The sequence below is a fragment of the Enterobacter sp. Ap-867 genome, assembly GCF_011752855.1.
GTDB lineage: Bacteria > Pseudomonadota > Gammaproteobacteria > Enterobacterales > Enterobacteriaceae > Cedecea.
On sequence record NZ_VWWS01000006.1, the window covers coordinates 1 to 18,704 of the forward strand.

At 53.9% G+C, this 18,704-nt stretch carries 22 protein-coding genes; 7 read left to right on the forward strand and 15 right to left on the reverse strand.

Annotation, left to right across the window (positions count from 1 at the left end; all coding sequences use genetic code 11):
* From F3J26_RS14910 to fkpA, 9 genes are all read right to left on the reverse strand, one after another.
* The coding region (locus tag F3J26_RS14910; protein WP_021242225.1) for a GTP-binding protein at nucleotides 1-208 on the reverse strand (208 nt) is incomplete at its 3' end.
* Nucleotides 209-279: 71 nt separating this feature from the next.
* Complete coding sequence (gene fusA, locus F3J26_RS14915) at nucleotides 280-2,394, reverse strand: elongation factor G (RefSeq protein ID WP_008457107.1); 2,115 nt, start codon at nucleotides 2,392-2,394, stop codon at nucleotides 280-282.
* Between the two features lie 93 nt (nucleotides 2,395-2,487).
* Entirely contained in the window at nucleotides 2,488-2,958 is a 471-nt protein-coding gene (gene rpsG, locus F3J26_RS14920) for a 30S ribosomal protein S7 (RefSeq protein WP_008457106.1), read from the reverse strand.
* Nucleotides 2,959-3,053: 95 nt separating this feature from the next.
* Nucleotides 3,054-3,428 (reverse strand): 30S ribosomal protein S12, encoded by a 375-nt coding sequence (gene rpsL / locus F3J26_RS14925; protein ID WP_008457105.1) that lies wholly within the window; start codon nucleotides 3,426-3,428, stop codon nucleotides 3,054-3,056.
* A 124-nt stretch (nucleotides 3,429-3,552) separates the two neighbouring features.
* On the reverse strand, nucleotides 3,553-3,840 hold the full coding sequence (gene tusB, locus F3J26_RS14930) for a sulfurtransferase complex subunit TusB (RefSeq protein WP_166994595.1): 288 nt from the start codon (nucleotides 3,838-3,840) through the stop codon (nucleotides 3,553-3,555).
* 7 nt (nucleotides 3,841-3,847) lie between these two features.
* Complete coding sequence (tusC, locus tag F3J26_RS14935) at nucleotides 3,848-4,207, reverse strand: sulfurtransferase complex subunit TusC (RefSeq protein WP_166994597.1); 360 nt, start codon at nucleotides 4,205-4,207, stop codon at nucleotides 3,848-3,850.
* Entirely contained in the window at nucleotides 4,207-4,593 is a 387-nt protein-coding gene (tusD, locus tag F3J26_RS14940; protein ID WP_166994599.1) for a sulfurtransferase complex subunit TusD, read from the reverse strand. The genes tusC and tusD overlap by 1 nt, the downstream gene beginning before the upstream one ends.
* Nucleotides 4,593-5,321, reverse strand: coding sequence for a helix-turn-helix transcriptional regulator (locus F3J26_RS14945; protein WP_008457101.1), 729 nt, complete (start codon nucleotides 5,319-5,321; stop codon nucleotides 4,593-4,595). The genes tusD and F3J26_RS14945 overlap by 1 nt, the downstream gene beginning before the upstream one ends.
* Before the next feature lie 339 nt (nucleotides 5,322-5,660).
* Nucleotides 5,661-6,488, reverse strand: a complete 828-nt coding sequence (gene fkpA / locus F3J26_RS14950; protein ID WP_008457100.1) for an FKBP-type peptidyl-prolyl cis-trans isomerase — start codon at nucleotides 6,486-6,488, stop codon at nucleotides 5,661-5,663.
* A gap of 230 nt (nucleotides 6,489-6,718) precedes the next feature.
* Here fkpA and F3J26_RS14955 point away from each other — a divergent pair, with 230 nt between their 5' ends.
* Complete coding sequence (locus F3J26_RS14955; protein WP_008457099.1) at nucleotides 6,719-6,937, forward strand: protein SlyX; 219 nt, start codon at nucleotides 6,719-6,721, stop codon at nucleotides 6,935-6,937.
* A 51-nt stretch (nucleotides 6,938-6,988) separates the two neighbouring features.
* Here F3J26_RS14955 and slyD read toward each other — a convergent pair whose 3' ends face one another.
* The 4 genes from slyD to kefG form a co-directional block, all read right to left on the reverse strand.
* Nucleotides 6,989-7,573, reverse strand: a complete 585-nt coding sequence (gene slyD, locus F3J26_RS14960) for a peptidylprolyl isomerase (protein ID WP_008457098.1) — start codon at nucleotides 7,571-7,573, stop codon at nucleotides 6,989-6,991.
* 98 nt (nucleotides 7,574-7,671) lie between these two features.
* A complete protein-coding gene (locus F3J26_RS14965) occupies nucleotides 7,672-7,872 on the reverse strand; it encodes a YheV family putative zinc ribbon protein (protein WP_016538480.1) in 201 nt (66 codons plus the stop codon).
* An 11-nt stretch (nucleotides 7,873-7,883) separates the two neighbouring features.
* Nucleotides 7,884-9,689, reverse strand: a complete 1,806-nt coding sequence (gene kefB, locus F3J26_RS14970; protein ID WP_166994601.1) for a glutathione-regulated potassium-efflux system protein KefB — start codon at nucleotides 9,687-9,689, stop codon at nucleotides 7,884-7,886.
* On the reverse strand, nucleotides 9,689-10,240 hold the full coding sequence (gene kefG, locus F3J26_RS14975) for a glutathione-regulated potassium-efflux system ancillary protein KefG (protein ID WP_008457093.1): 552 nt from the start codon (nucleotides 10,238-10,240) through the stop codon (nucleotides 9,689-9,691). The genes kefB and kefG overlap by 1 nt, the downstream gene beginning before the upstream one ends.
* A 124-nt stretch (nucleotides 10,241-10,364) precedes the next feature.
* Here kefG and F3J26_RS14980 point away from each other — a divergent pair, with 124 nt between their 5' ends.
* Complete coding sequence (locus F3J26_RS14980; RefSeq protein WP_166994603.1) at nucleotides 10,365-12,269, forward strand: ABC transporter ATP-binding protein; 1,905 nt, start codon at nucleotides 10,365-10,367, stop codon at nucleotides 12,267-12,269.
* A 41-nt stretch (nucleotides 12,270-12,310) separates the two neighbouring features.
* Here F3J26_RS14980 and F3J26_RS14985 read toward each other — a convergent pair whose 3' ends face one another.
* On the reverse strand, nucleotides 12,311-12,913 hold the full coding sequence (locus tag F3J26_RS14985; RefSeq protein ID WP_008457089.1) for a LysE family translocator: 603 nt from the start codon (nucleotides 12,911-12,913) through the stop codon (nucleotides 12,311-12,313).
* Between the two features lie 60 nt (nucleotides 12,914-12,973).
* On the opposite strand from F3J26_RS14985, the gene F3J26_RS14990 reads away from it, so the two are divergent.
* The 3 genes from F3J26_RS14990 to F3J26_RS15000 all read left to right on the forward strand — a co-directional run bounded on the left by F3J26_RS14990 (nucleotide 12,974) and on the right by F3J26_RS15000 (nucleotide 15,170).
* Nucleotides 12,974-13,990 carry a hydrolase gene (locus F3J26_RS14990; protein ID WP_166994605.1) on the forward strand — a complete coding sequence of 339 codons (1,017 nt, stop codon included), beginning with the start codon at nucleotides 12,974-12,976 and terminating at the stop codon, nucleotides 13,988-13,990.
* Nucleotide 13,991: 1 nt separating this feature from the next.
* Nucleotides 13,992-14,210 (forward strand): YheU family protein, encoded by a 219-nt coding sequence (locus F3J26_RS14995; protein WP_008457083.1) that lies wholly within the window; start codon nucleotides 13,992-13,994, stop codon nucleotides 14,208-14,210.
* A gap of 90 nt (nucleotides 14,211-14,300) precedes the next feature.
* A complete protein-coding gene (locus tag F3J26_RS15000) occupies nucleotides 14,301-15,170 on the forward strand; it encodes a phosphoribulokinase (RefSeq protein WP_008457077.1) in 870 nt (289 codons plus the stop codon).
* A gap of 36 nt (nucleotides 15,171-15,206) precedes the next feature.
* Here F3J26_RS15000 and F3J26_RS15005 read toward each other — a convergent pair whose 3' ends face one another.
* A complete protein-coding gene (locus F3J26_RS15005; RefSeq protein ID WP_166868079.1) occupies nucleotides 15,207-15,611 on the reverse strand; it encodes an OsmC family protein in 405 nt (134 codons plus the stop codon).
* A gap of 312 nt (nucleotides 15,612-15,923) precedes the next feature.
* Between F3J26_RS15005 and crp the strand changes: the two genes are divergently transcribed.
* Complete coding sequence (gene crp / locus F3J26_RS15010) at nucleotides 15,924-16,556, forward strand: cAMP-activated global transcriptional regulator CRP (RefSeq protein ID WP_003852956.1); 633 nt, start codon at nucleotides 15,924-15,926, stop codon at nucleotides 16,554-16,556.
* Nucleotides 16,557-16,618: 62 nt separating this feature from the next.
* A complete protein-coding gene (locus F3J26_RS15015; protein WP_166994607.1) occupies nucleotides 16,619-18,703 on the forward strand; it encodes a YccS/YhfK family putative transporter in 2,085 nt (694 codons plus the stop codon).
* Nucleotide 18,704 lies beyond the last annotated feature (1 nt).

Genomic DNA, 18,704 nt, shown 5'->3' on the forward strand with positions numbered 1-18,704 from the left:
ACTCAACGTGGGAGGTGTTGATGGTGATACCACGAGCTTTTTCTTCTGGTGCGTTATCGATCTGGTCGAATGCACGAGCAGAACCACCGTAGGTTTTAGCCAGAACGGTAGTGATTGCAGCGGTCAGAGTGGTTTTACCGTGGTCAACGTGGCCGATAGTACCAACGTTAACGTGCGGTTTTGTACGTTCAAATTTTTCTTTAGACACGGCTATATTCCTTACTATTGTGCCCTCCCCTTGTGGAGAGAGCACGGGATCATTGTGTTAAAAGCGTTGGCTTATTTGCCACGAGCTTCGATTACGGCCTGAGCAACGTTGTTAGGTGCGTCATCATACTTCAGGAATTCCATGGAGTAAGATGCACGACCTTTGGTCAGAGAACGCAGCTGAGTTGCGTACCCGAACATTTCAGACAACGGAACTTCAGCATGAATCTGTACGCCAGTAGCGTTAGATTCCTGGCCTTTCAGCTGACCACGACGACGGCTAAGGTCACCGATAACGTCACCGGTGTTCTCTTCCGGAGTTTCAACTTCAACCTTCATGATAGGCTCAAGCAGAACTGGTTTAGCTTTCTTAAAGCCATCTTTGAAGGCAATAGAAGCGGCCAGTTTAAACGCCAGTTCGGAGGAGTCAACGTCATGGTAAGAACCGAAGTGCAGACGCACGCCGAGATCTACAACCGGGTAACCCGCCAGTGGACCAGATTTCAGCTGCTCCTGGATGCCTTTATCAACGGCAGGGACGTATTCGCCAGGAATTACGCCGCCTTTGATGTCGTTGATGAACTCGTAACCTTTAGGGTTAGAGCCCGGCTCCAGTGGGTACATGTCGATAACAACATGACCGTACTGACCACGACCACCAGACTGCTTGGCGTGTTTACCTTCGATATCGGTAACTTTAGCGCGAATCGCTTCGCGGTAAGCAACCTGAGGTTTACCGACGTTCGCTTCAACGTTGAATTCACGCTTCATACGGTCAACGATGATGTCGAGGTGCAGTTCACCCATACCGGCGATGATGGTCTGGTTAGATTCTTCATCAGTCCATACGCGGAATGATGGGTCTTCTTTAGCCAGACGGCCCAGAGCCAGACCCATTTTTTCCTGGTCAGCTTTGGTTTTTGGTTCAACGGCGATGGAGATTACCGGCTCTGGGAATTCCATACGCTCCAGAATGATAGGCGAATCTGGATCACACAGGGTGTCACCAGTAGTTACGTCTTTCAGACCGATAGCAGCCGCGATGTCGCCTGCGCGAACTTCTTTGATCTCTTCACGTTTGTTAGCGTGCATCTGAACGATACGGCCAAAGCGCTCACGAGCAGCTTTAACGGAGTTCAGCACGGTATCACCGGAGTTAACAACGCCGGAGTAAACGCGGAAGAAGGTCAGGTTACCAACGAACGGGTCAGTGGCGATTTTGAATGCCAGAGCAGCAAACGGCTCGTCGTCAGTTGCGTGACGCTCAGCCGGCGTGTCTTTACCGTCATCCAGAATACCGTTGATTGCCGGTACGTCGGTTGGTGCTGGCAGGTAATCGATTACCGCATCCAGCATCGCCTGAACACCTTTGTTCTTAAATGCAGAACCACAGGTAACCAGGATGATTTCGTTGTTCAGAACGCGCTGACGCAGAGCTTTCTTGATTTCTTCCTCGGACAGCTCTTCGCCACCCAGGTATTTTTCCATCAGCTCTTCAGAGGCTTCTGCAGCGGACTCGATCAGGTTCTGGTGCCATTCGTCAGCCAGGTCCTGCATGTCAGCTGGGATATCTTCGTATTCGAAGGTAACGCCCTGATCTGCATCGTTCCAGTTGATGGCTTTCATTTTCACCAGGTCGATAACGCCGGTGAAACCTTCTTCAGCACCAATCGCCAGCTGAAGCGGAACAGGGTTCGCGCCCAGACGGGATTTGATCTGGCCTACAACTTTCAGGAAGTTTGCACCCATACGGTCCATTTTGTTAACGAACGCGATGCGTGGAACTTTGTATTTGTTAGCCTGACGCCATACGGTTTCAGACTGTGGCTGAACACCACCAACTGCGCAGTAAACCATTACTGCACCGTCAAGAACACGCATGGAACGTTCTACTTCGATGGTGAAGTCAACGTGTCCTGGGGTGTCGATGATGTTTACGCGGTGCGGTTCATACTGCTTAGCCATACCAGACCAGAATGCAGTAGTTGCAGCGGAGGTAATGGTGATACCACGCTCCTGCTCCTGCTCCATCCAGTCCATGGTTGCAGCGCCGTCATGAACTTCACCGATTTTGTGGTTTACACCGGTGTAGAACAGAATACGTTCGGTAGTCGTGGTTTTACCGGCGTCGATGTGTGCACTGATACCGATGTTACGGTAGCGTGCAATGGGTGTTGTACGAGCCATTTGATTCCTCTATATCCTGGGACGTTCAAGTTAAGTAACCCAAAGCGGGCAGCTTCATGAAGCGCCCGCTTGGGTAACACTACGAAGGATTTATTACCAACGGTAGTGAGCGAACGCCTTGTTGGCTTCAGCCATACGGTGAACGTCTTCACGTTTCTTCACTGCAGTGCCTTTGTTTTCTGCAGCATCAGACAGTTCATTCGCCAGGCGAAGAGCCATGGATTTATCACCGCGTTTACGAGCAGCTTCAACGATCCAACGCATTGCCAGAGCATTACGACGAACCGGACGAACTTCAACTGGAACCTGGTAAGTAGAACCACCAACACGGCGGGACTTAACTTCGACGGTCGGACGGACGTTGTCCAGAGCGACTTCGAAAGCTTCCAGCTCGTTTTTACCAGAACGCTGAGCCAGGGTTTCCAGCGCGGTATAAACGATAGATTCTGCAGTAGATTTTTTACCATCTACCATCAGGATATTTACAAATTTAGCCAGCAGCTCTGATCCGAACTTAGGATCCGGCAGAATTTTACGCTGACCAATCACGCGACGACGTGGCATAGGAATACTCCGTTGTTAATTCAGGATTGTCCAAAACTCAAAGAGTTTATTTTGACATTAATTTAAAACGTTTGGCCTTACTTAACGGAGAACCATTAAGCCTTAGGACGCTTCACGCCATACTTGGAGCGAGATTGCTTACGGTCTTTAACGCCGGAGCAGTCAAGCGCACCACGAACGGTGTGGTAGCGAACACCTGGCAGGTCTTTAACACGACCACCACGGATCAGGATCACGGAGTGTTCCTGCAGGTTGTGACCTTCACCGCCGATGTAGGAGGTGACTTCAAAACCGTTAGTCAAACGCACACGGCAAACTTTACGCAGTGCGGAGTTTGGTTTTTTAGGAGTGGTGGTATATACACGGGTACATACACCACGTTTTTGCGGGCAAGCTTCCAGCGCAGGCACGTTGCTTTTTGCAACTTTGCGTACGCGTGGTTTGCGAACCAGCTGGTTAACTGTTGCCATTAAATAGCTCCTGGTTTTAGCTTTTGCTTCGTAAACACGTAATAAAACGGCCTCATATAATATGAGGACGCAGAATTTTAGGGCTGAGCCGAAAAGGTGTCAAGAAATATACAGCGATCCGCCCTCACCAGGCGAACTGCTGGCTATGTTTTATCGTTAATCTGACGAAGTCAGTATAGCCGACACGCTCAATTTTGGACGAAATTTGAGCAGAGAGGCCACGAGCCTCAACATCTTCTTGCAGAGCGCTAACAGTAATGGGGGCGGAAAGCAGTAATTCAAGCGCCCGGCTGCCATTCAGCGCGGCAATCACGCCGTCTTCAATCAGCAGTAAATCGTCACCAGGCTGGGCATAACGCAGAATCTCGGTGATATCACACTGGAAGGGCGACTGACGTAAGGTATGCAGCATAGGAGCCTCAGAAGGTAAGTACCACATCGTACTGATTCAGTTTTTCCCGAAGCGCATCAGGCTCAAGCGCTTCCGCATCGATAACCCAGGATGCCTGCCCCGAAAGCCCTCTTTCCCTTACTGAGGCAGCGCAAAGGAAACACTGCTCAATATCGTACAGCGGCAAAATGCGGAAAGTGGCGATGTAATCCCTGCCCAGCACTTTGGCAGGCTGTTGCCCCGGCAGCAGCTGTAGAACGCCATCGCCAACAAAGAACACGCCGATATCTTCTGACAGGGCCGACGTCGCCAATAATGCATCCAGCCCTTCCCGGCCAGCCGTGCAGCCGTGCGGCGCCGATCGAAAAACAAAAGCGACACGTTTCATTAGAACTGCACCATTCTTTCGCAGGTAAGCGCGGATTCTGCCAGCGCCCCGAGGCCGCTAAGCGTAAAGCCAGGCTGGAGATTACTCACCTTGAGCCCCAAAGATTTAGCCTGCTCTTCATCGGTCACACCGCGACGCAATGCCGCAGCCACGCAAATATGCAGTGCCACACCGTGCTGCGCGCTCAGGCTCTGCCACTCACGGACAAGATCAACTTCGTCGCTTGCCGGGGCGGTCAACTGATTGGCGTTATAAATCCCTTCACGGTAGAAAAAAACGCTCTCCAGCGAGTGTCCTTCTGCCAGCAACGCCCGGGCAAACAGCAATGCACTGCTTGCCTGCTGCGTCCCATAAGCCGGGCCAGTAACCATCAAGGCAAAACGCATTACTTATCCTGACCGAGGAAGTCGCCGTTTTTGAACTGGCGAATGTAGAGATAAACGGTGTGTTTGGAAATGTTCAGCCGATCGGCAACCTGGTTGATGGCATCTTTGATGTCGAAGATCCCTTTTTCATAGAGGTTGAGCACTATCTGGCGGTTCTTGGCGTTATTTGAGACGTTACGATCGGCATTCACTTCTTCAATCGTGAATTCCAGCGTTTGCATCACCAGATCCTCCACGGAGGACGCAAAGTTTACCGAAGACGGCACTTCCTGATCCTGAGTTTCCGGTGGAATAAAGGTCGACATGATCTGGGAGAACGGCACGTCGAGGTTCATGTTAATGCAAAGCAAACCAATCACACGCTGGTCGCGGTTGCGAATCGCAATCGTCACCGACTTCATCAGAACGCCGCTTTTTGCGCGAGTGAAATAGCATTTAGAGACGCTGCTGTCGGCCCCGGTCATATCGTGCAGCATGCGCAAGGCCAGATCGGTAATTGGCGAGCCTATTTTTCGCCCGGTATGCTCACCATTAGCGATACGAATAGCCGAACATTTCAGGTCCTGCAGGGAGTGCAGAACGATTTCGCAATGGGAGCCAATCAGCATCGCTAACCCGTCCACGACCGCTTCATAGGATTTTAATATTTCGAAGTCGGTTTGTTCAAAAGGACGCTGGTCCAGCAAATCAAGTTCACTGGTTTCGTTGGTTAAAAGCGAATTGGACATGAAAAAATACCACCCTCTCAGATTGATGACAAACGTCCGGACAACGGGGTTCTCGGGCGTTTGGGGTAAATCAGCAGACTTCGTCCATTATTTTTATTGCTGCAAATTGAGCGTGTTATGGATAAAAGACGTTGCCAGCAATTTACTCTAAAGAGAGCCTGTCGCGCTTTGATGGTGTCAGGGCAGACTCATACTCGGTTGAAACGCTGCCCGCTAAGGTAATACAACGTAAGATGTGCTTTCCAGTCTTTATTCTCCTCATTACGCGTGGGGGGAATAAACGCTGGTGCCAAAAACAAAACCGCCGCCCGGTGGGCGGCGGCTCAAACGACCTGCTAATTACTTGCTTTTGGCTGCGTCAGCGGCTTTAGCATCTGCAGCAGCGGCTGGCTTAGCGTCAGCTTTTGGCGCTTGTTTAATGTCCAGCAGTTCAACTTCAAACACCAGCGTAGAGTTGGCAGGGATCCCCGGCACGCCGGTTTTGCCATAAGCCAACTCTGGTGGAATAACCAGCTTGATCTTGCCGCCTTTCTTGATGTTTTTCAGGCCTTCAGTCCAGCCTGGGATCACGCCATCAAGACGGAAGGACAGTGGCTCACCGCGGGTATAGGAGTTATCAAACTCTTTACCGTCGATCAGCGTACCTTTGTAGTTAACCACAACGGTATCGGTATCCTTCGGCGCATCACCGGTACCGTCTTTCTCAACTTTATACATCAGGCCGGTAGAAGACGTTTTAACGCCTTTCTCTTTGGCGAAAGCATCACGGAAGGCTTTACCTTTGTCCGCGTTCTCTTTAGCGTCTTTCTCCATTTTCTCCTGAGCGGAGGCTTTTACGCGAGTCTCGAACGCCTGCAGAGTCTGTTCGATTTCCTGGTCAGACAGTTTGCTCTTATCCGCAAACGCATCCTGTACGCCCGCGATCAGCTGAGCCTTGTCCAGGGTGATCCCCAGTTTCTCCTGCTCTTTCAGGGAGTTTTCCATGTAACGCCCGAGCGATGCGCCTAATGCATAGGCGGCTTTCTGGTCGTCGTTCTTAAAGGCCGCTTTGCTGTCAGCCTGAGCCGCAGGTGCATCTTTCGCTGCAGCAGGCGCCGCAAAAGCAGGGGCATTAAGGGCAACGGCCATTGTGGTCGCCAGAAGCGTTACTTTAAATAATGATTTCATCCATCTCTCCAAGGGCCGGGGCCTCTCACCCCAGGGTTTCAAATAAGCTAAGTGACGTACTATAACGTCGTGAAAGAAATCTACACAATCTCTCAGCAAGTTATCGAGTCAAATTGAGATTCTTTTTGTTTAAAGAAGTTTCCTTCAACGTGCTTCTGCGCTGTAAAGCTGGGTCATTTTCAGTAAAATCACCGCATATTGTCCATCGCGCAGGCAAAAGAGGAACCGCCATGCACACTAAATCCACCGAACAACGGCTGGAAGATCTCGAGAGTCGTCTTGCCTTTCAGGAGATTACGATTGAAGAGCTGAACCAGACCGTGACGGCGCACGAGCTTGAGATGGTCAAACTTCGCGAACATTTCCGTCTGCTGGTTGAAAAGCTCAAGGCCAGCCAGCCGTCGATGATCGCTTCAGAGTCCGAAGAGACGCCGCCGCCGCATTACTGAATAACAGACGTAAAAAAGGCCGCTAATGCGGCCTTTTTTCTTTCACAGCGATCAGTGGCAACCACAGCCGCCGTTACCGCAACCACCTTTACCATGCTCGTGACCATGGTCGTGATCGTGGCCGTGACCACCGCAGCAACCCTCGTGATCGTGGTCGTGATGATGGTCGTGCTCACCGTGAACGTGGCCATGGGCCAGCTCTTCAGCGGTCGCTTCGCGGATAGCAACAACTTCCACGTTGAATTTCAGGTTCTGGCCGGCCAGCATGTGGTTACCGTCAACCACAACGTGCTCGTCTTCCACTTCGGTAATTTCGACCGGCACTGGACCCTGATCGGTTTCCGCCATAAAGCGCATACCAACCTGCAGCTCGTCAACGCCCATGAAGACGTCTTTCGGTACGCGCTGCACCAGGTTTTCGTCGTACTGACCGTAAGCGTCGTTCGCGCCCACTTCAACGTCAAACTTGTCGCCAACTTCGTGACCATCCAGCGCCGTTTCCAGGCCAGAAATCAGGGAGCCGTGACCGTGCAGGTAGTCCAGCGGCGCGCTCACCGGAGACTCATCGACCAACACACCGTCTTCTGTACGTACCTGATAGGCCAGGCTGACCACCAGGTCTTTTGCTACTTTCATGATATCTCCTGAACGAGCGTAGGGAAAAAACTGGCGCCGATTGTAGCGGAAATCTGCGCCGCTGTACCCTCTAGCTTAAAAAAAGCTGCTCCATCTCGCTAGTCGGGATGAAAAATCCCTATCACTTGCTCCTGCTCGCGAACGTGCTCGCGAACCTGCTTGTCGGCCTCTCGCATCTGATGGCCACACTTTACGCACTCAACGATATCAACGTTGTTCTCGCGCCACAGCGCGAGAGAATCCTTAGCCTGGCATTTGGGACAAACGGCCCCGGCAATAAAACGCTTACGCACTGACATTGGCTTCACCCTTATTCAAATTCGTCCCAGCCGTCCAGCTGCCGACGCTCTTGCTGCATTTCACGTTCAAAAATATCTTCCAGCTCACGCCGGGCTTCCCGCACCCTGGAAATCTGCGCACTGTCCGTGTGAATTGGCATCAGTTCACGCAGCATACGCATATCCAGTCGGCGGAAATGTAATTGAGCCCGGTGCGCCTGGTGAGGATGCATACCCAGCGTGAGCAAGGCCTTACGCCCAAGCTCAAGGGCGCTGGAGAAGGTTTCACGCGAGAACAGTTTAACGCCGGCCTGCAACAATTCATGTGCCTCTACGCGGCCGCGAGCACGCGCCAGTATGGCAAGATGTGGAAAGTGTTGTTGACAGAGATGGACTATCCGCATCGTATCTTCCGGCTCATTGCAGGTGATAACAATGGATTTGGCTTCTTCCGCTCCCGCCGAACGCAACAGTTCCACTTCCGTCGCATCGCCGTAATACACTTTATAACCGTATTTTCTCATCAGGCTTACGGCGCTGATATCCCGTTCAAGAACGGTGATACGCATCTTATTCGCCATCAACAGGCGGCCTATCACCTGACCAAAACGCCCAAATCCGACGATGATAACCTGCGGATGATCGTCCTCAACGTAAGGCGTCTCCTCTGTTTCCTCGCCCGGATTAAAGCGCCGGGCAAGAATCGCATCCACACCTTTCATCAGCAGCGGCGTGGTCATCATCGACAACGTAACCGTGACCAGCAGCAGCGGCATTTGATCGCCCTGGAACAGCTTCTGTGAGGCCGCCGCGGAAAACAGCACGAAGGCAAACTCTCCGCCCTGGCTTAGCACGCCCGAAAACTGCAGCCGCTCAGAGCTACGCAAACCATACACCCGCGACAGGCCATACAAAATGGTGGCTTTCACCGCCACCAGCGCAACCACGCTCACTGCAATCCACAGTAAATGGGTGAACAAAACGCCCAGGTTCAGTGCCATGCCAACAGAGATAAAGAACAGCCCCAGCAGCAGGCCTTTGAACGGATCGATAGCAATCTCAAGCTCGTGACGATATTCACTTTCCGCTAGCAGCACGCCAGCCAGAAACGTCCCCAAGGCCATAGAAAACCCAAGCGCATCCATAAACAGCGCAGAGCCAAGGACCAGCAACAACGAAGCCGCGGTAAAGACTTCACGCACCCCGGACCCGGCAATAAAGCGGAAAACCGGGCGAAGCAGATAGCGCCCGCCCAATAGCATGCCGATAAACGCCAACGCCTTCAGGCCGACTTTAATCCAGTCGGTATGATCGTCGCCGTTCCCGGCCAGCAGCGGCACCAGCGCCAGCGCCGGGATCACCGCCAGGTCCTGGAACAGAAGGACCGAAAAGCCTAGCTGACCGGATTCGCTGCGGTTCATGCTTTTATCCCGCATCAGCTGCAGCGCCATCGCTGTGGAAGACATCGCAAGGCCGATGCCACCCACCACTGCCGCCTGCCAGGAGAAATTCGTCAGCATCAGCAGACCCGCGAGCACCACCGCGCTGAGAATCACCTGCGCCGCCCCAACGCCAAAGATAGAGCGCCTCAGTTGCCATAGCTTCGACGGATTCAGCTCCAGCCCGATGATAAACATCAGGAACACCACGCCCAGTTCGGAGAAATGCAGGATTTCATCAACATCGCTGATAAACCCTAAGCCCCAGGGGCCAATAGCGATACCTGCCAGCAAATAGCCCAGCACGGCGCCAATACCTAAACGTGCGGCAACCGGGACAGCAACAACCGCCGCGAAGAGAAACAACACCCCCGCCAACAGTAAATCAGAACCTTCCATCAACGGCCTCCCATCGGCAACGGATTCGCCAGCCACTCACCATAAGCTTTCGCGTGGCTTTGCAGCTCCGGCTTAGACTGGCGGCGAGCCCAGTAAACGATAATCGGCATCAGCCAGTGCATCTTGCACATCGCCGCGGTGAGCTCAAAAGGTCGTAAAATTTCGGTTAAGGGGAAGCGGTTATAGCCGTCATAGCGATAGGCCCCTTCCGGCTCGCCGGTGGTGATCACACTGCGCCAGTACTTTCCCGCCAGCGCGTTGCCTCCGATGCCGCTGGCAAAGTCCCGGCTTAAGACGCGATCCATCCACTCTTTCAGCAACGCAGGGCAGCTGTAGGTATAAAGAGGGTGTTGAAAAACAATGACATCGTGCTCCAGCAGCAATGACTGTTCGTGATAAATATCGATAAAGAAATCGGGATAGTGAGCGTAGAGATCGTGCACGGTCACATTTTCAAGCTGCAGAGCCGGCTGAAGCAAAACCCGGTTAGCCACCGAGTCCTGGGATTCCGGATGGGCATACAGCAGCAAAACTTTCGGCGGCTGCGACATCATTACCCTCCAGGGCGTCGTCATAGTCATTATTTTGGGCTACCATGCAGCCCGACCTGTTGCCCAGGCGACATGTTAACGAATTACAATGACAATTTAACATACTCTGAACATACGGCGCTTTATGATTGTTTTCTCCTCGTTACAAATTCGTCGCGGCACCCGCGTTCTGCTGGATAACGCCACCGCCACCATCAACCCCGGGCAAAAAGTCGGCCTGGTGGGTAAAAACGGCTGTGGAAAATCCACGCTGCTGGCGTTGCTGAAAAACGAGATAAGCGCCGATGGCGGGAGCGCAAGCTTTCCCGGCAACTGGCAGCTTGCCTGGGTGAATCAGGAAACGCCCGCCCTTGCGATGCCGGCGATAGAGTATGTGATCGACGGCGACCGTGAATTCCGCAAGCTGGAAGCCGAGCTAAACGTCGCCAACGAACGCAACGACGGTCACGCCATTGCGCTGGTTCACGGCAAGCTGGACGCGGTCGATGCGTGGACCATTCGCTCACGCGCCTCCAGCCTGCTGCACGGTCTGGGCTTCAGCAATGAACAGCTGGAACGCCCGGTAAGCGATTTCTCGGGCGGCTGGCGCATGCGTCTTAACCTTGCCCAGGCGCTGATTTGCCGTTCCGACCTGCTGCTGCTCGATGAGCCAACTAACCACCTCGATCTGGACGCGGTCATCTGGCTGGAGCGCTGGCTGAAAAGCTACCAGGGTACCCTGATTCTTATCTCTCACGACCGGGACTTCCTCGATCCGGTGGTCGATAAAATTATCCACATCGAACAGGAAAATATGTTCGAGTACACCGGCAACTATTCGTCGTTTGAGATCCAGCGCGCAACTCGCCTGTCTCAACAGCAGTCGATGTACGAAAGCCAGCAGCAAAAAGTGGCCCACCTGCAAAGCTTTATCGATCGCTTTAAAGCTAAAGCGTCCAAAGCCAAGCAGGCGCAGAGCCGCGTGAAAATGTTGGAGCGCATGGAGCTGATTGCCCCGGCTCACGTCGATAACCCGTTTCACTTCAGCTTCCGTGCGCCAGAAAACCTTCCCAACCCACTGCTGAGGATGGAAAAGGTCAGCGCAGGCTACGGTGAGCGAGTGATCCTCAACTCCATCAAGCTGAACCTTGTTCCTGGCTCGCGTATTGGCCTGCTGGGCCGAAACGGGGCGGGGAAATCCACGTTAATCAAACTGCTGGCCGGTGAATTACAGCCGCTGCAGGGTGACATTGGCCTGGCCAAAGGCATCAAGCTCGGCTACTTCGCCCAGCATCAGTTGGAATACCTGCGCGCCGATGAATCGCCGCTTCAGCATCTGGCTCGTATTGCCCCACGCGAGCTGGAACAGCAACTGCGTGACTATCTGGGCGGCTTTGGTTTCCAGGGCGATAAAGTCACGGAACAAACGGCGCGTTTCTCCGGCGGTGAAAAAGCCCGGCTGGTGCTGGCGCTGATTGTCTGGCAGCGCCCTAACCTGCTGCTGCTCGATGAACCGACGAACCACCTCGATCTCGACATGCGCCAGGCGCTGACCGAAGCGCTAATCGACTTTGAGGGCGCGCTGGTTGTGGTTTCGCACGACCGCCACCTGCTGCGCTCCACCACGGACGATCTCTACCTGGTGCACGACGGCAAAGTGGAAGCTTTCGATGGCGACCTCGAGGATTACCAACAGTGGCTGAGCGACCTGCAAAAACAGGAGAATCAGCCCGCGGAATCAGCGAAAGATAACGCCAACAGCGCCCAGGCCCGCAAGGACCAGAAGCGCCGTGAAGCCGAACTTCGCACCCAAACTCAGCCGCTGCGCAAGCAAATTACCCAGCTTGAAAAGCAGATGGAAAAGCTGAACGCTCAGCTTGCAGAAGTAGAAGAGAAGCTGGCAGACAGCGCTATCTACGACCAGAGCCGTAAAGCCGAGATGAACGAATGCCTGCAAACGCAGGTAAAAGTGAAGTCGGCGCTGGAAGAGTGCGAGATGGAATGGCTGGATATTCAGGAACAGCTTGAACAGATGCTGCAGGCCGACTAAACGCGAACGTTTCCCTCTCCTCGCGAGGAGAGGGTTTGCCCTCAACGCCAGATAAGCAGCACGCAGGCGGCGGTTAACACGCCCATGCTGACGTTGAAAATAGCCCAGGAGCGACGGCTGCGCAGGAACAGGCCAATCAGGCTGCCAAAGGCTATCCAGATAACCCCGGCCACAATGTTCACCAGCGCAATCCCTACGCTAATCATCGCCACGGAATGCAGGTAGGCTGCGCCCGCCAGGCTGAAACTGGCTACCGCGCCCAGCGCCATCAGCCACGCTTTAGGGTTAATCACCTGCAGCAGGCCACCTTGCCAGAAAGGTACCGGAGACGGCGGAGCCGCATCCGTTTCCAGGCGCTCGTATTTCGCGGTGCCAATTTTCCAGGCTAGCCACAAAAGGTAAACGCTCCCGGCAATCTTCAGGATAAGGTGCAGAGCGGGGTAAAGCAGGATTAAGCTGCCTACGCCAAAGGCAACAAGCACTAAAATGCACTGCATTCCGAGCATGATGCCAATCATCAGCGGCAGGCTGCGGAAGAAACCGTAATTCGCCCCGGATGCGGTAAGTAGCGTATTATTAGGGCCAGGTGTGATGGCGGCGACCCAGAGAAAGCCCAGCATCGAAAGAAAAAGCGTTAAGTCCATGAATTGGGTGCTCCACACCCGAAGAATAATTAGCGAACTAAACGAAACTAACAGTGTGATATGGCCAGTACAAGTCCTTTAGAATTGAATATTCATCATGATGAAGGTGACGATTTCCGCCCGATGCGCGGACTCAGTAACCCGCATCTGCAAACCATGATCCCACGTTTGATTCGTCGTCGAATCAATTTCAAACCCCACTGGCAGCGGCTGGATATGCCGGACGGGGATTTTGTCGATCTTGCGTGGAGCGAAGATCCGCAAACCGCTACGCACAAACCTCGCCTGGTCGTGTTTCACGGACTCGAAGGCAGCCTCCACAGCCCCTATGCTCACGGCATGATAGAAGCGGCGAAAAAACGCGGCTGGCTGGGCGTGGTGATGCATTTTCGCGGCTGCAGCGGCGTGCCGAACCGTAAAGAACGCATTTATCACTCCGGCGAAACCGAAGACGGTACTTACTTCCTCGAATGGTTAAACCAGCGCTACGGTGAAGTCCCCACCGCCGCAGTTGGTTTTTCGCTGGGTGGGAACATGCTCGCCTGCCTGATGGCAAAACAGGGCGCTGCCTGCACGCTGAAAGCCGGCGTGATTGTTTCCGCCCCGCTGATGCTTGAGCAGTGTTGCTACCACATGGAGCAGGGCTTCTCGCGCGTCTATCAGCATTACCTGCTGAATCTGCTGAAGAAAAATGCCGCCCGTAAGCTGAAGAGCTACCCTGGCTCGCTGCCTATCGACCTCCGCAAGCTGAAAAGCCTGCGCCGCATTCGCGAGTTCGATGACTTAATTACCTCAAAGATCCATGGCTTTGCCGACGCGCTGGACTACTATCGCCAGTGCAGCGCCATGCCGCTTTTGCCGGAAATTGCCGCTCCGACGCTGATTATCCACGCCAAAGACGACCCGTTTATGGATCACCACGTCATCCCGGATCGCGAAACGCTGCCACCCAATATCCACTACCAGCTCACGACTTACGGCGGCCACGTTGGCTTTGTCGGCGGGACTCTGCTGCGCCCACAGATGTGGCTTGAGCAGCGCATTCCCGACTGGCTAACCCGCTTCCTGGACCACTGAAATGATCATTCCCTGGCAAGATCTCGACCCTGAAACGCTCGACAATTTGATTGAATCTTTTGTATTACGGGAAGGCACCGATTATGGTGAGCAGGAGCGCTCGCTGACGCAAAAAGTCGCCGACGTGAAGCGCCAGTTACAAAGCGGCGAGGCCGTGCTGGTTTGGTCTGAACTCCATGAAACGGTGAACATTATGCCGCGCGGGCAGTTTCGCGGCTGACCGCTGACTGGCAGGGTGATCTATACTGGCTGAAAAGTATAACAAGCAGATACAGATCTCTTTTCCGATCCCTCACGGAGTTTTTACCCTATGTCAGCCAAACACCCGGTTATTGCGGTTACAGGTTCCAGCGGCGCCGGCACCACGACCACCAGCCTCGCTTTCCGCAAGATTTTCCAGCAGCTCAACCTGCGCGCAGCTGAAGTTGAAGGCGACAGTTTCCACCGCTATACCCGCCCGGAAATGGACATGGCTATCCGCAAAGCACGCGATGCTGGCCGCCATATTAGTTACTTTGGGCCAGACGCCAACGACTTCGGGTTACTGGAACGAACCTTTATCGAATACGGCCAGACCGGCAAAGGGCAAGCGCGTAAATACCTGCATACCTACGATGAAGCGGTGCCGTGGAACCAGGTGCCGGGCACTTTTACGCCCTGGCAGCCGCTCCCGGAGCCCACTGACGTCCTGTTTTACGAAGGCCTGCACGGCGGTGTAGTCACCCCTCAACATAACGTCGCCGACTGCGTCGATTTACTGGTAGGCGTGGTGCCCATCGTTAACCTGGAATGGATTCAGAAACTGGTGCGCGATACCAGCGAACGCGGCCATTCACGGGAAGCGGTGATGGATTCCGTAGTGCGCTCCATGGACGATTACATCAACTTCATTACGCCGCAGTTCTCACGTACCCATATCAACTTCCAGCGCGTTCCGACGGTAGACACCTCTAACCCGTTTGCCGCGCGAGCCATTCCGTCGCTGGACGAAAGCTTCGTGGTGATTCACTTCCGTGGGCTGGATGACATCGACTTCCCTTATCTGCTGGCGATGTTACAGGGGTCGTTTATCTCCCACATCAATACATTGGTGGTACCGGGCGGGAAAATGGGGCTGGCGATGGAGCTGATCATGGCCCCGCTGGTGCAGCGGCTGGCAGAAGGCAGGAAAATTGCCTGATGGAGTAAGGGCGGTCTGTATACCGCCCTTTTCTACTTAGGCTTCAATAATTTCGTAGCTGTGGCTAATCTCTGCGGCTTTCTCCAGCATCAACGTCACCGAGCAATATTTCTCTGCCGTCAGCTCAACGGCGCGGGCAACCGCACTTTCTTTCAGCTCTTTCCCGGTCACAACAAAATGCAAATGAATGCGGGTAAACAGACGAGGTGCTTCTTCACGACGTTCGGAAGTCAGTTTCACCTCACAATCCGTCACATCGTGGCGGCCTTTTTGCAGAATCGACACCACGTCAATTGAGCTACAACCGCCCGCGGCCATCAGCAGCATTTCCATCGGGCTTGGCGCTTTATCCCCGGAGTTCCCGTCCATCAGAACTTGGTGGCCAGAAGCGGATTCGCCGAGGAAGGTCATGCCTTCCACCCATTTAACACGTGCCTGCATTTTACCTACTCCCGTAATAAAAATTTCTTTCAGATTACGCGTCTACGTGAAAACTGGCAACGTAAGGCGATCCAGGTCATGCTGAAACGAGACAATACAAGACACTAACCAAAAGCTATGCTAAAACAATCCGGATGCTGCTGCGATACAGAGACGTTTATGCCGTAAGCAGAGGAAACGACTAATTACAGGCCGCAGGGTTAACCTGCCCGCCAGCTCCCAGGGCTTGGGAAAATTTCACGATTGCAACGCCAGACAAGAGGTTCCGCGTCTTGTCTTTGGTAGCCAGTTTATAACAGAGGATAACCGCGCATGGTGCTTGGCAAACCGCAAACAGACCCGACTCTCGAATGGTTCTTGTCTCATTGCCACATTCATAAGTATCCGTCGAAGAGCACGCTGATTCACCAGGGTGAAAAGGCGGAGACGCTGTACTACATCGTCAAAGGCTCCGTAGCTGTTCTGATTAAAGATGAAGAAGGCAAGGAGATGATCCTTTCTTATCTGAATCAGGGTGATTTCATTGGTGAATTAGGTTTGTTCGAAGAAGGCCAGGAGCGTAGCGCCTGGGTTCGCGCCAAGTCAGCCTGTGAAGTAGCTGAAATTTCCTATAAAAAATTCCGTCAGCTGATTCAGGTCAACCCGGACATCCTGATGCGCCTTTCTTCCCAGATGGCGCGCCGCCTGCAGGTAACTTCTGAGAAAGTAGGCAACCTCGCCTTCCTCGACGTGACCGGCCGCATTGCTCAGACGCTGCTGAACCTGGCTAAACAGCCGGATGCCATGACCCATCCGGACGGGATGCAAATCAAAATCACCCGCCAGGAAATCGGTCAGATCGTGGGCTGCTCCCGCGAAACCGTTGGCCGTATTCTGAAAATGCTGGAAGATCAGAACCTCATTTCCGCCCACGGTAAAACGATTGTCGTTTACGGCACCCGTTAATTAGCCCTTATAAAGGCGTGTCGCTTCGGTAACACGCCTTTTTTGTCTCTACAATTCAGGCTATGTGGAAGAGATTAATTTACCACCCGGAAGTTAACTACGCGCTGCGGCAAACGCTGGTGCTGTGTCTTCCCGTGGCTGTCGGCCTGCTGCTTGGCAGCCTGCAAAACGGTCTGCTCTTCTCGTTAGTTCCCGCCTGCTGCAACATTGCCGGGCTGGACACGCCGCACAAGCGCTTCTTCAAACGATTGATCATCGGCGGCAGTCTGTTCGCTCTCAGCAGCCTTATCCTGCAGCTTCTGCTGCTTTACACCCACATCCCGCTCCCGGCGATATTGATCGTCATGGCTCTGCTGCTCGGCGTGACGGCAGAAATCAGCTCACTTCACGCCCGCCTGCTGCCCGCATCGCTGATCGCCGCTATTTTTACGCTCAGCATGGCCGGGAATATGCCGATCTGGAAGCCCATGGTGCTCTATATCTTCGGCACCATCTGGTACGGCGCCTTCAACTGGTTCTGGTTCCGGCTATGGCGTGAACAACCGCTCAGGGAGTCGCTCAGCCTGCTGTACCGCCAGTTGGCAGATTACTGCGAAGCAAAGTACAGCCTGCTGACCCAGCATACCGACCCGGAAAAAGCGCTGCCGCCACTGCTGGCCCGCCAGCAAAAAGCCGTCGACCTGATCACTACCTGCTACCAGCAACTGCATATGCTATCGGCCAATCAGCAAAACGGCTACAAGCGTCTGTTACGCGATTTCCAGGTTGCGCTGGATCTGCAGGAACACATTTCGGTTAGCCTGCATCAGCCTGAAGAGGTGCAAAAACTGGTCGAGCAAAGCCATGCGGAAGCCGTGATCCGCTGGAATGCTCAAACCATCGCCGCGCGCCTGCGCGTGCTGTCAGACGATATTCTTTACCACCGCTATCCAACGCGCTTTACCATGGATAAGCAGATCGACGCCCTGGAAAAAATCGCCCGCCAGAATCCGGACAATCCAGTGGGGCAGTTCTGCCATTACCACTTCAGCCGCATTGCCCGGGTACTGAAAACCCAGCGGCCGCTGTACGTGAGGGATTTAATGGAGGACAGGGAACGCCGTTTACCGTTTTTCCCGGCCCTGAAAAGCTATCTCTCGTTTAAATCCTCCGCTTTGCGCAGCTCCGCGCGCTTAGGTGTGATGCTGACCATTGCCAGCCTGCTGGGCTCCTTCTTACACCTGCCAAAGCCATATTGGATCCTAATGACGGTGATGTTCGTGACGCAAAACGGCTACGGTGCAACGCGGGTGCGCATTGTTCACAGGGCGGCAGGTACCATGGCGGGGCTGTGTATCGCGGGTATCACCCTGCACTTCCACGTCCCGGACAGCTACACCCTGCTGGCGATGTTAATGATTACGCTGGTGAGTTACCTGTTTATCCGCAAAAGCTACGGCTGGGCCACCATTGGCTTCACCGTCACGGCGGTATATACCCTGCAGCTCATCACCCTCAGCGCTGAGAGTTACATTATTCCCAGGCTGATAGACACTCTGCTTGGCTGCCTGATCGCCTTTGGCGGCATGATCTGGCTGTGGCCACAGTGGCAAACCGGCCTGCTGCGTCAGAACGCCCACGACGCGCTGGAGGCGGACCAGGACGCTATTCGGCTGATACTAAGCAACGATCCAGAGCCCACGCCGCTGGCCTGGCAGCGTATGCGGGTCAACCAGGCGCACAATGCGCTGTTCAACTCGCTCAATCAGGCGATGCAGGAGCCAGGCTTTAACTCCCACTACCTGGCAGACATGAAACTTTGGGTGACGCACAGCCAGTTCATCGTCGAGCATATCAACGCCATGACCACGCTGGCGCGCGAACACAACATGCTGACGCCGGACCTGGCGCAGAAATATCTACAGTCTTGTGAGATTGGGTTACAGCGGTGCCAGCAAAGGCTGGAGTATGACGGGCCTGGCGGGTCGAACGACACGAATATCCTGGAATCGGACACGCTGCCCACGGGGCCGTTAAGCACCATGGAGCAGCATTTACAGCGGATTATTGGCCACCTGAACACCATGCATACCATCTCCTCGGTCGCCTGGCGCCAGCGGCCTCATCATGGGATCTGGCTCAACCGCCGTCTGCGACGCTCGGGTTAGC

What these genes read in the sequence shown, in the direction of transcription:
- F3J26_RS14955 (WP_008457099.1), top strand. Translation starts at nt 6,719, where the DNA reads ATGCACACTAAATCCACCGAACAACGGCTGGAAGATCTCGAGAGTCGT.
- rpsL (WP_008457105.1), bottom strand. Translation starts at nt 3,428, where the DNA reads ATGGCAACAGTTAACCAGCTGGTTCGCAAACCACGCGTACGCAAAGTT.
- F3J26_RS14995 (WP_008457083.1), top strand. Translation starts at nt 13,992, where the DNA reads ATGATCATTCCCTGGCAAGATCTCGACCCTGAAACGCTCGACAATTTG.
- F3J26_RS15000 (WP_008457077.1), top strand. Translation starts at nt 14,301, where the DNA reads ATGTCAGCCAAACACCCGGTTATTGCGGTTACAGGTTCCAGCGGCGCC.
- F3J26_RS14945 (WP_008457101.1), bottom strand. Translation starts at nt 5,321, where the DNA reads ATGTCCAATTCGCTTTTAACCAACGAAACCAGTGAACTTGATTTGCTG.
- F3J26_RS14985 (WP_008457089.1), bottom strand. Translation starts at nt 12,913, where the DNA reads ATGGACTTAACGCTTTTTCTTTCGATGCTGGGCTTTCTCTGGGTCGCC.
- fusA (WP_008457107.1), bottom strand. Translation starts at nt 2,394, where the DNA reads ATGGCTCGTACAACACCCATTGCACGCTACCGTAACATCGGTATCAGT.
- F3J26_RS15015 (WP_166994607.1), top strand. Translation starts at nt 16,619, where the DNA reads ATGTGGAAGAGATTAATTTACCACCCGGAAGTTAACTACGCGCTGCGG.
- F3J26_RS15005 (WP_166868079.1), bottom strand. Translation starts at nt 15,611, where the DNA reads ATGCAGGCACGTGTTAAATGGGTGGAAGGCATGACCTTCCTCGGCGAA.
- tusC (WP_166994597.1), bottom strand. Translation starts at nt 4,207, where the DNA reads ATGAAACGTGTCGCTTTTGTTTTTCGATCGGCGCCGCACGGCTGCACG.
- crp (WP_003852956.1), top strand. Translation starts at nt 15,924, where the DNA reads ATGGTGCTTGGCAAACCGCAAACAGACCCGACTCTCGAATGGTTCTTG.
- kefG (WP_008457093.1), bottom strand. Translation starts at nt 10,240, where the DNA reads ATGTCGCAGCCGCCGAAAGTTTTGCTGCTGTATGCCCATCCGGAATCC.
- fkpA (WP_008457100.1), bottom strand. Translation starts at nt 6,488, where the DNA reads ATGAAATCATTATTTAAAGTAACGCTTCTGGCGACCACAATGGCCGTT.
- F3J26_RS14965 (WP_016538480.1), bottom strand. Translation starts at nt 7,872, where the DNA reads ATGTCAGTGCGTAAGCGTTTTATTGCCGGGGCCGTTTGTCCCAAATGC.
- F3J26_RS14980 (WP_166994603.1), top strand. Translation starts at nt 10,365, where the DNA reads ATGATTGTTTTCTCCTCGTTACAAATTCGTCGCGGCACCCGCGTTCTG.
- tusD (WP_166994599.1), bottom strand. Translation starts at nt 4,593, where the DNA reads ATGCGTTTTGCCTTGATGGTTACTGGCCCGGCTTATGGGACGCAGCAG.
- tusB (WP_166994595.1), bottom strand. Translation starts at nt 3,840, where the DNA reads ATGCTGCATACCTTACGTCAGTCGCCCTTCCAGTGTGATATCACCGAG.
- F3J26_RS14990 (WP_166994605.1), top strand. Translation starts at nt 12,974, where the DNA reads ATGGCCAGTACAAGTCCTTTAGAATTGAATATTCATCATGATGAAGGT.
- kefB (WP_166994601.1), bottom strand. Translation starts at nt 9,689, where the DNA reads ATGGAAGGTTCTGATTTACTGTTGGCGGGGGTGTTGTTTCTCTTCGCG.
- slyD (WP_008457098.1), bottom strand. Translation starts at nt 7,573, where the DNA reads ATGAAAGTAGCAAAAGACCTGGTGGTCAGCCTGGCCTATCAGGTACGT.
- rpsG (WP_008457106.1), bottom strand. Translation starts at nt 2,958, where the DNA reads ATGCCACGTCGTCGCGTGATTGGTCAGCGTAAAATTCTGCCGGATCCT.